The 16491-nt window shown below is 39.7% G+C and carries 12 protein-coding genes and 1 tRNA gene; 3 read left to right on the forward strand and 10 right to left on the reverse strand.

What is annotated here, in order from left to right; genetic code table 11:
• Positions 1–8: 8 nt before the first annotated feature.
• From DB41_RS06720 to rlmN, 4 genes are all read right to left on the reverse strand, one after another.
• Positions 9–85 (reverse strand) — tRNA-Val (locus tag DB41_RS06720).
• 96 nt (positions 86–181) lie between these two features.
• The gene (uvrC, locus tag DB41_RS06725) at positions 182–2011 is read right to left on the reverse strand and encodes an excinuclease ABC subunit UvrC (protein WP_039385746.1); all 1830 of its coding nucleotides are present in this window, start codon (positions 2009–2011) and stop codon (positions 182–184) included.
• Between the two features lie 425 nt (positions 2012–2436).
• Positions 2437–2646 (reverse strand): DUF6444 domain-containing protein, encoded by a 210-nt coding sequence (locus DB41_RS06735; RefSeq protein ID WP_130589480.1) that lies wholly within the window; start codon positions 2644–2646, stop codon positions 2437–2439.
• A 112-nt stretch (positions 2647–2758) separates the two neighbouring features.
• On the reverse strand, positions 2759–3826 hold the full coding sequence (gene rlmN, locus DB41_RS06740) for a 23S rRNA (adenine(2503)-C(2))-methyltransferase RlmN (protein ID WP_039385752.1): 1068 nt from the start codon (positions 3824–3826) through the stop codon (positions 2759–2761).
• A gap of 475 nt (positions 3827–4301) precedes the next feature.
• Between rlmN and DB41_RS06745 the strand changes: the two genes are divergently transcribed.
• Positions 4302–7358 carry a glycine--tRNA ligase gene (locus tag DB41_RS06745; protein WP_052243975.1) on the forward strand — a complete coding sequence of 1019 codons (3057 nt, stop codon included), beginning with the start codon at positions 4302–4304 and terminating at the stop codon, positions 7356–7358.
• A 321-nt stretch (positions 7359–7679) separates the two neighbouring features.
• Here DB41_RS06745 and cyoE read toward each other — a convergent pair whose 3' ends face one another.
• The 6 genes from cyoE to DB41_RS06775 all read right to left on the reverse strand — a co-directional run bounded on the left by cyoE (position 7680) and on the right by DB41_RS06775 (position 13412).
• Positions 7680–8528, reverse strand: coding sequence for a heme o synthase (cyoE, locus tag DB41_RS06750; protein WP_039385829.1), 849 nt, complete (start codon positions 8526–8528; stop codon positions 7680–7682).
• Positions 8529–8580: 52 nt separating this feature from the next.
• Entirely contained in the window at positions 8581–8946 is a 366-nt protein-coding gene (cyoD, locus tag DB41_RS06755) for a cytochrome o ubiquinol oxidase subunit IV (protein ID WP_052243976.1), read from the reverse strand.
• A gap of 1 nt (position 8947) precedes the next feature.
• The gene (gene cyoC / locus DB41_RS06760; RefSeq protein WP_052243977.1) at positions 8948–9556 is read right to left on the reverse strand and encodes a cytochrome o ubiquinol oxidase subunit III; all 609 of its coding nucleotides are present in this window, start codon (positions 9554–9556) and stop codon (positions 8948–8950) included.
• A gap of 2 nt (positions 9557–9558) precedes the next feature.
• Positions 9559–11523, reverse strand: coding sequence for a cytochrome o ubiquinol oxidase subunit I (gene cyoB, locus DB41_RS06765; RefSeq protein ID WP_039385755.1), 1965 nt, complete (start codon positions 11521–11523; stop codon positions 9559–9561).
• A gap of 39 nt (positions 11524–11562) precedes the next feature.
• Positions 11563–12459, reverse strand: a complete 897-nt coding sequence (cyoA, locus tag DB41_RS06770; RefSeq protein WP_052243978.1) for a ubiquinol oxidase subunit II — start codon at positions 12457–12459, stop codon at positions 11563–11565.
• Positions 12460–12905: 446 nt separating this feature from the next.
• Complete coding sequence (locus tag DB41_RS06775) at positions 12906–13412, reverse strand: Dps family protein (protein WP_039385757.1); 507 nt, start codon at positions 13410–13412, stop codon at positions 12906–12908.
• A 362-nt stretch (positions 13413–13774) separates the two neighbouring features.
• Here DB41_RS06775 and pgm point away from each other — a divergent pair, with 362 nt between their 5' ends.
• Entirely contained in the window at positions 13775–15439 is a 1665-nt protein-coding gene (gene pgm, locus DB41_RS06780) for a phosphoglucomutase (alpha-D-glucose-1,6-bisphosphate-dependent) (RefSeq protein WP_039385759.1), read from the forward strand.
• A 527-nt stretch (positions 15440–15966) separates the two neighbouring features.
• Complete coding sequence (locus tag DB41_RS06785; protein WP_039385760.1) at positions 15967–16377, forward strand: thiol-disulfide oxidoreductase DCC family protein; 411 nt, start codon at positions 15967–15969, stop codon at positions 16375–16377.
• Positions 16378–16491: the final 114 nt, after the last annotated feature.

The following is a 16491-nucleotide window of genomic DNA, read 5'->3' on the forward strand; positions in this document are numbered from 1 at the left end:
CCATAAAATGGTGGGATATAGCTGACTCGAACAGCTGACCTCCACGATGTCAACGTGGCGCTCTAACCAACTGAGCTAATATCCCATCGGGATTAGTGAAGAAGGCATGTTAACGGAGAGCGCTGAATTTATTCAATCAAAAAAGAATAATCTCTTAATTTTTACTATTTAAGCAGTCCCATCATTTAGCATTTTTTAAATATTCGGTTAAAGCTTTTATATCTTTTTGGGTAAGGCGAGGAAGTTGAGAGATCTCTTCCAGGGAAGCTTCCCTTAATTTTTTAACGCTACCGAAATGCTTTAGGAGCAAGGAACGTTTTTTAGGGCCTATCCCTGGGATATCATCAAGGGAACTTTTAATTGTTTTTTTTGTTCTTAAATGGCGATGGTAGGTGATAGCAGTACGGTGAGCTTCATCACGAATTTGCTGGAGTAAAAACAAAACAGGTGAGGTCTTATGCAATAAAAGAGGATCTTTAACACCTGGCAAGAAGACCTGCTCTTCTGTCATGCCGCGATCGTGTCGTCCCCTTTCTTTTGCTAAGCCGATCACATCGACCGTGGCGATATCTAAATCTGCTAGGAGCTTTAAAGCCATGTTAAGATGTCCTTTTCCTCCATCCACAATCAGCAAATCAGGTAAATCATTTTCTTCTTTAGCTCTTAGATAACGTCTGCTTAAAGCCTCTTGCATAGAAGCATAGTCATTCGATTGGTCGATCGTACGAATCTTATACTTTCGATAACGATTTGAGTCTTTTTGGCCGTTAGTAAAAGCAACCATCGTAGCGACAATAGAGGTGCCTGCAATATTAGAAATATCAAAACATTCAATACGTTCAGGATACCTATTCAAATGGAATTTCTCTTCCATTTCTAATAAGGTTCTCTCCCTTACAGCTTGCAAATCTTTTTCTTGATGAAAAGAAGCTTTGGCATTAGCGATAGCCATTTCAACCATCGCTAATTTGTTACCCCTCTGAGGATGATAGATGCGTACTCCTCTTTTTCTTTGGCTAGAGAGAATTTCAGCAATAGCCGAAGAATTATCAACAGGCGCGGAAAGTAAAATTTCATGAGGCAATTCAGCTTGCTCATCATAATTTTGTAATAGGAAAGATTCGAGCAACTCATGATCATTTTGAGCGATCTGACTAAAGTTATGGCGCCTTGATCCTACAAGCTTGCCTGCCCTAAATAAAAGCTGGCAAAGAATAGCTTCATCGCCTTGACGAAAAATCCCAAAAGCATCCGCATCCTCCCCGAGAGGTTTATCTACTTTTTGCGTTTCGATCGTTTTCTCAATCTGACGAATGGTCTGTAAAATCTCTCCTGCCCTTTCAAACTCTAAAGCTTCCGACTGACGCTCCATTTCAGCTTTTAAATCTTGCAAAACTTCCTTATCTTGCCCCCTTAGAAACTTGATAGCCCCATCCATATAATGATCATACTCTTCTTTTGTACATTTATTGACACAAGGGGCTATGCAACGTTTGATATCATAAAGAATGCAGGGGCGATGACGACGGACTAGCTCCTGATCAGAACATTGCCTTAAGGGAAAAATACGTTGGATTAAATCTAAAGTATGGCGAGCAGCTAGGGCACTTGTATAAGGTCCAAAATAGTAACCATCGGATTTAGGTTTACCTCGATACCGTATAAGACTGACCATAGGCCAGGGATGTCGATTGTTAATTTTTAAAGCAATATAACTTTTATCATCTTTGAGTAAAGCATTATACCTAGGCTGGTATTGCTTAATCAGATTATTTTCTAATAACAAAGCTTCTTTTTCTGAATTAACAATAATCGTATCAATTTCTTCAACCTTTGCAATTAAAAAAGGGACCATTATACGCCCATCTCTACCTGCAGCAAAATATTGCTTGACCCGTTGACGCAAATTGTTAGCTTTGCCTACGTAAAGAATCTCATTTTGCTCCCCCTTCATCAAGTAAACGCCAGGCTGGGTAGGAAAAAGATCGAGTTTTTTGAGATCAAAAGACATAAATACCTTTTATTTCAGAGCATAATTTTAAAGGGAGCTTCTTATCTTAAGCAACCTAATAAATAAAAATGCTTTTCTCTTCCTTCCTAGAAGGCCAGAAAAAAATCTTTTCTTTAAAGCTTTTCATCCCTTTTAAATGTAGCCGACTAGGAAGAGAAAGCTTAAATAGGTCCTCCCTAAAAAGCTTTACTGCCAAGTGGTTAGACCCTACCACTGCCTATTTTATCCATCAACCACTTGTTAAGCCAATTTCTTAAAGGTTTAACAATTTTTTCTTGTCGTTTTTTTTCCATGCGATCCTGCTAGAGATTCATGGAGCAATCTCTGGTTTAATGGATCCACAAAACTGGCCGATAGGCAAAAATGAAAGGAGGGTAGCGTTGACTTATTTTTCAGAGAGTAATAGTTATGAATAACCTTTATGCTTAAGGCTTAGCTCCCCTTTTAGGAGAGTGACGATTTTTCTTTCGCTCAGAGCTGGGCTCTTTAGAGCTATTGATTGGAGGAAGATTTAGCATTTTTTCAAGCTCTAGAATGCGCTTTTCAAGGCGCTTAATCGTCTGCTCCTGCTCAAAAACCATTTGGCTCTGATGCTGGACAAGTATGAAAAGATCTTCATAGGTGGGCTTCATCATTAAAAACCTACTACTTAAGCTTTTTTTTAGCAAGAGTGCTGAAAGCGTACTTCTCGATTAGCAGTTGCGTAAGGCATTCCTCTCAATTGATTAAAAAGTAGATCACTTATGTTTACTCTGGCATCATCGCTAAGGCAGGCTTTGGTAAATTTTGCTGCTGCATTGCCAATTGCCCACAGGCTGCCGCAATATCATCACCTTTGGTGTAACGGCAAGTGTTAACGATCTTGCATCCAAACAAAACGCTTCTAAATTCTTTAATCGCTTTTCTATCAGGCCTCTGCAGCCTCACATTTGGAATAGGATTATAGGGAATTAAATTAACTGTACATTGCTTGCCTTTTAATAGATGGGCCAATTCATGCGCATGATCAGGATGATCATTGATGCCCGCAATCAGAGTATATTCATAGGTAATATCGCGCTTCGTTTTCATACTATATTCATCCATAGCAGCTAAAATATCTTCCAAAGGATATTTACGTGCATAGGGAATAATCTTTTTGCGAATATTTTGATTAGGAGCATGAAGAGAAAGAACCAAATTGACTTTAAGATTTTCTGTGCTTAAACGCTTGATTCCATCCACAATTCCTACCGTAGAGACTGTAATTCTTCTTTGAGAAATGTTAAGCGTTTCCTCATCAATGATCAGATGAATGGATTTCATCACGGCCTCATAGTTTTTAAGGGGCTCACCCATTCCCATGTAAACCACATGACAAACACGTTCTTCTTTTTGCTTTAACCAATGGTTAATCTGCACGATCTGCTCGACAATTTCCCCAGGTCGGAGATTACGAAAAAAACCTTGCTTTCCTGACGCGCAAAAGGCGCAGTTAGCAGGACATCCTACTTGCGAGGAAACACAAACTGTACGACGATCACCAGAGCAAATCAGTACAGATTCGACCAGATTACCATCCCTTAACTTCCAGAGAAATTTATAAGTTTCTAAGTCTGTGGAAGGGGTAACTTTTACCAATTGCAAGGTAGGCAACAACAAGCCTTTTTTTAGCTTTTCGCGCAGAGGCTTACTCAGGTTAGACATCAAATCCCAATCCAGGATCGATTTTTTATACACCCATTCAAAGAGTTGGCGCGCATGAAACTTTTTTTCCTCATAAGTTTCTAGCCAATCTACAAGCTCTGAGTAAGTTAGGTCACAAAAATTTGTCATTATTTTCTCAATCAATAATTTTATTTATAGTGCAGCATACCATATGTATTAAATAACTACTAGTTAATTCCTTACTAATTATTTTAGATGATGTTAGAAAAACAAGCCTACTAAAGATCTGTAAAGCCTGCTTAAGACTTGCTCGTTAGGATAAGACAAGCTGCCTTACCTCTTAATATTCTTTTATTAAAGGCCAGTTTCCCTGGTAAGGATAAAAAAAGTTATACATCCATCTAAAGGTGTAGAGAGCTACTTATTGAATAGCTAGAGGGTTTCTCTTATATTTTCATGATTTGCTAGCTAGAGATGGTTCAGCTTAAGCTATTTAAAAAAAAAGTGCAAATAGAGAACTTTTGGGCTATATAATAAAAAATAAAAGGGAAAGGAAGAGGAGAGAAGTGAAGATGATGAAAATGTAGCGTTATTTTTCTTAAATAAGATAACATCATGCCTTTCATAAAAAATGAGTATCTACATGATTACCTTTCAGGAAGTATTAAGACGTCTTTCGCTTTTTTGGGAACAGCAAGGGTGTATTATCCATCAAGGATATGATCTTGAAGTAGGAGCAGGGACCTTTAACCCTGCCACCTTTCTACGCTGCTTAGGTCCCGAGCCTTATCGTGCAGCTTACATTGAGCCTTCACGCCGCCCTGCAGATGGACGTTATGGAACCAATCCCAACCGGCTTCAACACTATTTTCAATACCAGGTGATTCTCAAGCCCTCACCCTCGCATATTCAGGATCTTTATCTAAAATCCTTAGAAGCTATTGGCTTTAACCTGAGTGAGCATGATATCCGCTTTGTGCATGATGATTGGGAGGCCCCTACACTTGGAGCTTGGGGATTAGGATGGGAAGTCTGGATGGATGGGATGGAAGTTACCCAATTTACTTATTTTCAATGCGTAGGGGGCCTCATTTTAAAGCCTATCACCGGTGAGATTACCTATGGCATTGAGCGTTTGGCCATGTATCTACAAAAAGTCAATAACATCTTTGATTTACAATGGAATGAAGAGATTACCTATAAAGATATTTATCATCGTAATGAAGTCGAATGGAGCCATTACAATTTCGAAAATGCTTCAACCGAAATGTGGTTTCGACACTTTAATGATTTTGAAAAAGAGGCTCAAGCATTAATGGCTGCAGGCTTGCCGCTACCCGCCTATGATTTTGTCATGAAAGCTTCGCATGCTTTTAATATTCTGGATGCACGCGGCGCCATTTCTGTTACTGAGCGAACAGGTTATATTGCACGTATACGTAATCTTACTAAGCAAATTGCCGAAAGCTATACAAAGAGCCGCGAACAACTTAACTACCCGTTACTAGGCAAATTCAACTCTGCGCCTCCATCCGGAAATGAAGAGATTATAGCTCTTACTCTTTCTAGAGAAGAAGAAATCGAAATGTTTGATCCTAATAAAAAAGAGGCTTTTCTTTTAGAAATTGGCTCCGAAGAGCTCCCCGCTGCATTTGTCAGCTTAGGCTGTCAAAATCTAGAAAAAGCATTTAAAGCTTTTTTAAATAAAGAAGGTATCGTTCACGGAGATATTAAAACTTATGGGACTCCTCGTCGCCTGGCCTTGTATGTTGAAGATCTTCCTTATCTTAAGCCCCCCCAAATCCTAGAAAAAAAAGGGCCCTCTTTAGAACAAGCCTATAGCATCGATGGGCAATTAAAACCAGCGGGTGAAGGTTTCTTTCGCTCTCTTGGCATTCCCCCTATTTCCTTAGCTGCTATCCGTGAAGCTCCCTGCGGCTCCGTGCGCATTCAGCAAATCAAAGGAATCGATTATCTATTTGCCTCCATGGAAACACCAGGAATACCGACAACGCAAATCTTAGCTAAAAACTTACCCAATCTCATTTTGAATCTCGATTTTCCTAAAAAAATGCGCTGGGGTTCTTGTGAAATTTCTTACGCACGTCCTCTGCGCTGGATCACCTGCCTTCATGGCACTCACATTATTCCCTTTAACGTGGGCAATATTCAGGCCGGTCGAAAATCTTTTGGGCATCGTCAGCTATGCCCTGAGGCTTTTGCTCTTGATAAAGCCCAAGAGTATGTGGAAATTTTAAAGAAACATCAGGTGATGGTAGACATGGCGGAAAGAGAAGATACCATCATTGCTGCTCTAGATAAGCTAGAACAGTCCTTACAAGCAAAGATTATCTGTCGAGAGGCTGTCATCCCGCAAGTCTTGAACTTGGTGGAGTGGCCCCAAGTAACTTATGCCTACTTCAATGCCTCTTTTCTTAATGTTCCTAAAGAAGTGTTAATTTCTGAGATGGTGGAACATCAAAAATATTTTCCTGTTGCCGATGCTCAAGGTCAACTGCAAAACATCTTCATTATCACCGCTGACAACAATCCTTCGGATTACATACGGGCCGGTAATGAGCGTGTCTTATCAGCTAGGCTCTCTGATGGAGCTTTTTTATATGAGCAAGGCTTGAAAGTATCCTTAGATTTTTACAATGAGAAGCTTAAACAAGTGACTTTCCAAGCTCACTTAGGGAGCGTATGGGATAAGGTTAAACGGATTGTTTCCCATGTAGAGATTTTGCAAAAATTGCTTAACAGAGGCAGTTTGGAAAAAGCTAAACGAGCAGCTTGGTTATGTAAAGCCGATTTAGCCTCAGAAATGGTTTATGAATTTCCTAACCTACAAGGTACGATAGGAAAATACTATGCGCTAGCTTCAGGCGAGGATCCCGAGGTAGCCGCAGCCCTGGATGAACATTGGATGCCCCGAGGAGAAAACGCTCCTTTACCCCAAACCCTTACAGGCACCTTAGTAAGCCTTGCTGACAAAATCGATAATTTAATTGGTTGCTACTGTGTAAATCTTAAGCCTACCTCTTCTAGTGATCCTTATGCGCTAAGGCGCCAGACTCTCGGCTTGATTAAAATGCTTATTAATGGGCGCTACCGCTTACCCTTAGTGGAGGTCTTCCGGCAATGTTTAAATCATTTCCCTGAAGCTCTAATAAAAGATAAAGAGCATTTATTACAAGAGATAGAAGCCTTTATTACCAATCGTATTAAATCAGTTTTCCAAGAATATGAACTTTCTAAAGATGAAATTGAAGCTTCTCTTTCTTCTAACTTTAGTGATATCTACGATACTTTTTGCAAAGCTAAATCCCTTCACCATTTCAGGCAAACCAACAAAAAGTTTCCCCTTCTCTTTGAAGTCTACAAAAGAGCTAAAGGTCAATTAGTAAACATTCCAAGTACTGCCTTTTCAAAAGAATTACTTAAAGAAAATGCTGAGAAAAGCTTGAATGCTTTGCTAGACCAAAAGCAAATACAACTTACCCAAGCGATTATCTCGCATGATTATGATAAAGCTTACGAACTAATTGCAGATATCCAACCAGCTTTAGCCCAGCTTTTTGATGAAGTTAAAATCTTGGCAGATGATCTAAAATTGCGAGACAACCGTATAGCTTTGCTGCAGCGTGTTTTTGACATGTTCTCTCAATTGCTAGACTTTAGTAAAATTAGTGAGAAATAGTTTTTAACTCTCTAGAAAGCTTTGAATATGCTGACGAAAAAGGTTTAATAATCTACACCTTTAAAAAAGCAAGGAGGTAAACATAAAATCGAAGATGAATTTTTTTTTAGCTATTTCTTTATCTTTTTGCGTGAATAGATTCTTTTATAGTTTTTTAGGCATGGATCTTAAAATAAAATCTTAGTTGCTGTTAGTACTGTCTATCTATCCTTGCTATTTGCTAGCGAAAAATGCTGTGGAAACGGTTATCTTGATTCTTGAACTTTTTTAATGGACGGCAAAGTAAAGGCATTAGGCTGATTAGCCAGCCATCGATTTCTCTTAAACCCTATCAATAGCCATCATGAAACATTCGACCATAATCACTACGATAGAAAATAAAAACATTTGGCGGGCCCATCTTTTGTCATTATCACTTTTAAAACCTTTTAAACATAATACATACCACATTAACCCCATCAGGACAGCCACGGTTAAATAGGCATAGCCGGTATACCCCATTAACGTTAACATGACAGTCGCCACGATAAAAGCGATGATATATAGCCACATTTGTATTTTGGTTGTGTATATACCCTTTTCAAGCGGTAAAACTGGGATGGAGGCAGCAGCATAATCCTCTAAGCGATAGAGGGTAATCGCAAAGAAATGGGGCATTTGCCATAGGACCATAATGGTAAATAGGAGGAAAGCACCTAAGTCTAATTGATTGCTGGCCGCGCAATAACCTACCACGGGAGGGACGCCTCCTGCTAGGCTTCCTATCACTGTGCCATAAGAAGATCTATATTTCCATACACCATACACGACCACATAAAATAAAAAACCTGCTAGAGCTAGCATAGCTGTCAAAAAATTAGCATATAAAGCTAAAACGCCCATTCCTAACAAGCCCAGCAAAGTACCAAATAGGAGCGCGTTTTTTTCAGAGACTAGACCCTTAACAAGCGCTCGATTTTTAGTCCTCGCCATTTTCTTATCTATCTCTCGATCCATATAGTTGTTAAACACGCATGCCGAGGCAATCACTAAAGATAGGCCCATCAAAGTCCAGCAGAACAGCCAGAAGTTAACAGCCCCTTTTGAGGCAAGCATAAAGCCGCCAAAGGTTGTTACCGCATTACCTGCTATGATGCCAGGTTTAGTCAACATATAATAAGTTTTAATGATCATCGTCTTAAATAGCCTTATGATTTAATCCTGGAGTTTATAGCCATATTTCCTATTCGCTGGGATGAAACATCTCTTGCATAGACATCAGCCTTTCATCTAAATCATTCATAATCCATAGAGAGCCGACTACTAAAATGGCGATCACAGCTATCATAAAAATTAAAGCAACTAGGTTCCAGCGGGGCTTATCCTCTTCTTTAAGATGAAGAAAAAATAAAAGCTGGATTAAAGCTTGCATGACCCCTAAGCTAACCAGAGCAGCAACTAAAACCTTACCGGTTAATAAATGTTCCTGGACAATTATATAGGCAGCTAAAGTCAATACGATGGATATAGCAAAGCCCAGCCCATAGGATTTAAAGCTTCCATGTCTAGAAGCTTGCGGAGTTTTTATAGGATAAAGATTATCTTTCATGTTACTGCGCTCCCATTAAGTAGACAAAGGTGAAGATAAAAATCCATATAATATCTAAAAAATGCCAAAACATGCTAAAGCAAGCTAATCGTCTAAGCGTATTTGCGCTCAAACCCCGTGACAAAATTTGCATTCCAAGGACTACTACCCATAGTAAGCCTGCTAGAATATGCAAGCCATGTGTGCTAACCAAGGTGAAGTAGGCTGATAGAAAAGCACTTTTTTGCCAGCTATTTCCCTCCTGGATAAGATAGTTAAATTCCATTATTTCCAGGGTTAAAAAGGAAAGCCCTAATAAAAATGTTAAGCTTAAATAACTTAACGCCCTATTTTTTTCTTGGCGATGAGCCGCTAACATAACCAATCCGCTGGTAAAGCTGCTCGTTAATAAGATAAGAGTTTCTATCAAAGCAAAGGTAGGGCTAAACAATTGGCCAGCAGAAGGCCCGCCATACGTACTATTGTGCAGCACGGCATATGTGGCAAAAAAGGTGGCAAACAAAATGCAGTCGGTCATTAAGTAAATCCAAAAGCCAAACAGCGTTTTAGCAGAGGTGGCTGGAGAAGAGTCCGCATGATGGATGGATGAAAGCGTAGTTAAATCTGTCATGGCTATCCCCTACTCCTGGCATGTTCTGCCTCTATTTTTTCTACCTCTGCGGCTGATAGGTAGTAATCGGTATTATCATCTAAGAGACGTATAATGGTGCCTATTATAGTGCCTAGCAAGCTCAAGAGAGCAAGCCACCAGATATGCCAAATGACTGCAAAACCAAAGAGGAGGCTAAAGCTAGCCACATAGATACCCATAGCAGAGTTTTTAGGTAGATGAATAGCTTGATAACAAGGTTTTTTTGCATCCAGCACATGCGCCTGTTTTTTAGCCCAATAAGGATCGCGCTCGTTCACCTCAGGGATAATAGCAAAATTATAAATGGGTGGAGGAGAGGAAGTGGACCATTCCAGTGTTCTACCATTCCAGGGGTCGTTACCCACCTTATTTTGTTTACGCTGGATCACACCTACAATAAGTTGTAAAAACTGGAGGAAAGCACCACCAATAATGATGCAAACGCCTACCCCGGCAAGCACAAATAAGGGATGCCAGCCGGTGGCCTCCTCATAATGATTTAAACGGCGGGTGGCCCCCATTAAGCCAATGAGATAGAGTGGCATGAAGGCTAGGAAAAAACCTATAATCCAACACCAAAAGGCATATCTTCCCAGCTTTTCATGCAATTTGAATCCTAAAAACTTAGGAAGCCAATAAGCAAGGCCGGCAAAAAAAGCAAATAAAACGCCTCCAATAACCATGGAATGAAAATGGGCTACTAAAAATAAGCTATTATGCACTTGGAAATCAGCTGCAGGCACAGACATTAACACCCCTGTCATGCCTCCACTCGTAAAAACGACTACGAAACCCAAAAACCAAAGCATAGGCCGTGAAAATTGAATACGTCCTCTACACATAGTAAATAGCCAGTTAAAGATTTTTACGCCCGTGGGAATGGCAACAAGCATGGTCATAATGCCAAAGAAGGCGTTAACATTTGCTCCTGCTCCCATCGTAAAAAAGTGATGCAGCCATACGATAAAAGACAGAAAAGTAATCGAAGCTAGCGCCCATACCATGGAGGTATAGCCGAATAAGCGCTTATGTGAAAAAGTTGCCACAACTTCTGAAAAAATTCCAAAACCTGGCAGCATGAGAATATAAACTTCGGGATGCCCCCAGGCCCAGATGAGGTTGATATACATCATAGGATTGCCACCAAAATCTGCGGTGAAAAAATGGGTTCCTAAGGTACGATCTAGGCTCAACATGACAAGGGTGGCTGTTAAAATTGGAAAAGCAAAAATGACTAAAACCATGCTATTTAAAGCACTCCAGGTAAATAAAGGCATTTTCATCAGCGTCATGCCAGGACAACGCATCTTTAAAATGGTCACTAAAAAATTAATCCCCGAGAGCAAGCTGCCCATACCAGCAATCTGTATACTCCATATCCAGTAATCTACGCCTACATCAGGGCTGTATTGTAGACTTGAAAGAGGCGGATAAGCTAACCACCCTGTCGCAGAAAAATTTCCTATAACAAGGGAAAGATTGACCAAAAATGCACCCGCTGCAAACAGCCAAAAGCTCAAGGAATTCATAAAAGGAAAAGCCACATCCCGAGCTCCTATCTGTAAAGGCACGATTAAGTTCAACAAGCCGAACACTGCCCCCATACTCACAAAGAAAATCATGGTGGTACCGTGAGCAGAGAATACTTGCTGAAAATGGGAAGGGGTCAAAAAGCCCTGCGATTCGCCTACCGCAAGTATCTGTTGAGCCCGTAACATCAAAGCATCTACCACGCCTTTGAATAACATTAAAAGAGAGACGATGATATACATCATGCCAATTTTTTTATGGTCCAGGGATGTTAACCATTCATTCCAGAGCCATTTCCACCTGCGGAAATAAAATAAGAGAGCAACAATCATTAAGCCAGCTATAGCCATGCCTATACCCGCACCACTTTCAATGGGGTCGTGCTTGAAAGCTTCAAGGTTTAATTTTCCAAACATGTCATTTCCCTATATGGATTAAGATCAAATACTTACTAATTATTCTAAAGAGGCGTCGCTTTTGCTTGAATGTGAGTCCATGGGCATCATGTAGCTCATAATGATCCAATCAAACAAATTTTCTTTTTGCAAGGTATAGGTATCTGCGGAGGAATTTTGAGTGGGCAGGATTAATTTTTTATACTCGTTTAAGCTAAGCTGCTTAGGTGATTGCTTTACTTTTTCTACCCATTGCTCAAAATCTTCGGATGAAGTAGCTTCAGCCGTAAATTTCATGCCAGCAAAGCCTTCTCCACTAAAATTTGCAGAAGAGCCTCTAAAGCTTCCTAGCTCATGCGCTATAAGATGTAGCTTTGCTTTCATACCGGGCATCGCATACACTTGCCCACCCAGTTGCGGAATCCAAAATGAATTCATAGGAGCGTCGGCAGTGACTTCAAAATTAAGGGGTGTGTCTTTGGGAAACTGAAGAAAATTCACAGTAGCAATTTTTTGCTCAGGATAGATAAATAGCCATTTCCACTGTAGAGCTACAGCTTGTATAGTCAGAGGCTTAGTGCTGGCCTGTAGCGGCTTGAAAGGATCTAATTCAAAACTGCTTTTCCAAGTGATAACCGAAAGGACCAGAACAATTACAAAAGGAATTGCCCACCAGATAAACTCAACAAGATGGCTATGATCCCAATCGGGTGTATATTTTGCTTTTGAGTTGGTGGCTCTATAGCGGCAAGCAATAGCAATCATCAAGATAAATACTGGAATAACCACAATCAACATCAGAAGAGTAGCTTGAATGATTAAGTCCAGTTCTCTTTGAGCGATCGCTCCTTTGGGATTGAGCACAGCGATATCGCTATTGTGCACAAACCATCCTACTACGAGGAAGAGGGCAAGAAGAGAAACAATAAAAAAGGCTAATTTGTAGATTTTGCTCATCTTTTTAAATCCCTAAAAAGATAATAGACACCAGCTACTTTGCTGGCACCCCTATCTATTTATTCAAATTTTTCTTTATCCTTTTATCTGAGCCAAGTCACTTTGTCTAGATAAATGAAAGAATGAACAATAAATCTTTTATTTTCGAATTCAAATCAACTTTTTTTTATGGTTTGCTATGAATAGATTAAAGAAATCCAAGCAGATGAAACATTTTTATCCCCTTTAAGTCTTACTCATTAGTTTCTACCTTAAGTTAGGAGCTTATTCCTGTAATCTTCAAAAGGCTTTTCCTTACTTTCTAGGATTTTCTATGCAAAAAAATCAACCAGCTTTAAATTATTTTTTAAGAAGAAAGCACCAAAGCCAAGAAATGAAGCTTTTTTGGAGATCCAAATCAATAGCTCCCTCCGTTACGGTATTTTAAGCCCTGGGCAACCAAGGATTTAGCTCTGCTGCGTTTCGAAAAGAAACCAGGCTCGCCGTTCGGCCTCGTCGATATAAACTTCAAGAATACTAGTCGTAGCTACATCCTGATACTCTTGGCAAACTCTATGGGCAGCAAGCATGCGAGCAGCTAAGTTTCTATTTTCCTCTTCTAAACGCTTAAGCATCTGGATGGCTTCAATGCATGGCTCGTTATCATCTTGCACATTTTGCAATTGGCTAATCTGTTTGATAGAGTGGATGGTAAGAGCTCCAAGCTTGCGTATCCTCTCTGCAAGTACATCGATGATCGCAAAGATCTGCTCGGCTTGCTCATCCATCAAGAGATGATAATCGCGAAAGTGGGGGCCAGATAGATGCCAATGATAGCTTTTTGTTTTTACATATAAAGCAAAAGCATCCGCAATTAAGGGATTGAGAACTTGAGAAATTTTATGACTTGCTTCCGCTTGTAGATGAGTGGGCACTGCCAGGGCAGAGGGAACAGTTTTGTATGTATTTTTCATGTAGGCTCCTAGTAAACTTTCTTTATTCTTTAACTTAATGCCAAAAAATTTTGTAGCATCTTTATCTTTTTAGCAGATATGGTTGCTTTTTATCCTGAACAGACCTTATCTACATCTTGACATTTTTGCAAGGTTACCTATAAATTTTGTATACATAAAATATTTTAAAACACATATTAAGCTTCAAAGATGGCACCCATAAGTTGCTTGGAGAATCCTTTAAGCAAAGAAGGTTGAAAAGCGAATAAATTATTCTACTTGTGCAAGTTAAAATTAATAACCTTTTCCTAATAAGGAATTTCCATATAGGGCCTAATATAACTTTAAGCTAACATGCTATCATACAATATGAAGAGGAAATAATGAGAGTCAGCCCACTAGCCGGAAAAATCAGTCCTTCTGATAAACTTGTAAATATACCCCAACTTATCACAGCTTATTACGCTGAAAAGCCCGATCCCCTAGACACAGCTCAACAGGTAGCTTTTGGAACATCGGGCCACCGTGGTTCTGCATTACAAAAAAGCTTCAATGAACATCATATCCTAGCTATTAGCCAAGCGATTTGCCAATATCGTAAACAACAAGGGATTGATGGCCCTTTATTTCTGGGTATGGATACGCATGCGCTTTCTAAGCCAGCTTTAATGAGTGCTATAGAAGTATTAGCAGCCAACGGAATAGAAATTTTGTTAGCCGAAGGAGAAGAGTATACACCTACGCCCGTTATCTCCCATGCTATAGTGTCTTATAATCGCCATCGCACCAAAAATTTAGCCGATGGTATCGTCATTACCCCTTCCCATAATCCCCCTAGTCAAGGTGGCATCAAATATAATCCCCCTAGCGGAGGACCCGCTGACCTTCATATTACCCAATGGATTGAAACAAAAGCCAATGAGCTAATGCGCCATGAGCTAAGAGACCTTAAAAGAATTCCCTATGAAAAAGCCTTAAACTTGTCTACCACTAAGCGCTATAACTATCTTGAAGCCTACGTTAGCGATCTTAAGAATGTAATCAATATGGAGATTATTCAAAAATCCCAAATAAAATTGGGAGTAGATCCGCTAGGTGGAGCGGGAATTCATTATTGGGAACCTATAGCGGAACGTTACAAGCTAAACCTTACCCTAGTCAACAAAGCTATTGATCCAACCTTCCAATTTATGACTCTAGACTGGGACGGTCAAATTCGTATGGATCCTTCTTCAGCCTACGCTATGCAAGGGCTAATCACTCTAAAAAATCGCTTTGATATTGCTTTTGCCTGTGATACAGATCACGATAGACATGGCATTGTCACTAAAAGTTCAGGCTTACTTCCCCCTAATCATTACCTCTCTGCCGCCATCTTTTATCTTTTTCAACATCGGCCTTTATGGAGTCCCGAGACGGCAATAGGCAAAACGCTCGTCAGCAGCCAAATGATTGATCGTGTGGCCACTCAATTAAATCGAAAAATTTATGAGGTACCCGTAGGGTTTAAATGGTTTGTCGATGGGCTTCTTAATGAATCTTTAAGCTTTTGCGGCGAAGAAAGTGCTGGCGCTTCTTTTGCTCGTTTAGATGGTAAAACTTGGACGACGGATAAAGATGGGATTATCCTGTCCTTATTAGCTGCTGAAATGACAGCCCAACAAGGCAAAGACCCAGGCGAAATTTATCAGGATTTAACCCGAGAATTTGGCAACCCTGCTTATGATAGAGTAGAAGCACCTGCCAGCCTTAAGCAAAGACAAATATTAAAAAACTTTTCTGCCTTGCAGATACAAGCAAAGGAAATAGCAGGCGAAGCTATCCAGGGTATCTTTACTCATGCCGCAGGAAACAATGCTGCCATAGGAGGAGTAAAGGTTATCACCGAAAACGGGTGGTTTGCTGCTCGCCCTTCAGGAACAGAAGACATTTACAAGATTTATGGAGAAAGCTTTCGAGGTCAAGAGCATCTAGAGCAAATATTAAATGAAGCCCAATCGATTGTGGGAAAAGCATTTGAAGAGGCTTATTTGCTCAAAACTCCCTAAGGATAAAAGCCAGTTAAGAGGGCCTCCATGAATATGGCTAGCTTATTGCTTATGCGGATAGGATTAATTAAAAAGTTTTCCTATTTTTTGCAATTTTCCATCCAGAGACAGCAACTTAAATTCTTTTCTGAAGAAAGCGCAAAAGAATAACCATTCGGATTATCCTGTTGAATACAGGCTAGGCTTTAGGGTATTCCTTAAAGAAAGGCTCAAAGATCAGGACTTTAAAGAGGGAGTTAAAGATATTATGAAAAACACTCCTTTCTTAAGCTTCACATTATCGTGAGCATGTTTAGGATTTTAACCTCCTAGCGAACTTGCTGCTTGTAGGCGCGCTAATTACCAAGCAGATGCTTGAAGGCCCGATCACTGCAAACATGATTAATATTTTTACTTGATAATTTTTCCTCATGAAACACATTTATTAATATTAAAATTATACCTAGATAACTTAGCTCGTAGAGTTTTGGTAGCTAGCTCCTAGAGCTTTATTTTGTCTTTCTTAATCGATGGATGTAAAAAACAACATGGATAAACATTTAATTTTTTATGATGGCACCTGTGGCCTCTGCAGCCATGTTGTATATTTTCTTATAAAACATGATACCAAGCAGCAACTCCTCTTTGCACCTTTACAAGGCTTAACGGCAAAAAAGCTGCTAGGAACTCTGCCTAGAAAGGTTCAAACAGCAAATTCTTTAATTCTTCTTAAAAATTACACTTCCTCTCAAAAAGAAGTTTATTCATTGGGGCAAGCTGCTTTGCAAGTTTTGTGGTTATTAGGGGGAAGATGGAGGCTTATTGGCTGGATTTCCTTTCTTCCTTCTTTTTTATATAACTGGGTGTATCGATTAATAGCCCAAAATCGCCAACGTTTTTTCTTGCAAAATAGCTGCTTGATTCCAAAAGAACAGGATAAAAATCGTTTTCTTCCTTAAATTATTTATTAAGAAAATAGCACTTCACGCTAATCTTAAAGCTAAGAAAGCAAATAAAGCAAATCAAGCCCCATCCCCCTCTTTATCAATTTTTTCTTGAGATAAATTTAAGAA

It is taken from the genome of Neochlamydia sp. TUME1, from assembly GCF_000813645.1.
Lineage (GTDB): Bacteria > Chlamydiota > Chlamydiia > Chlamydiales > Parachlamydiaceae > Neochlamydia.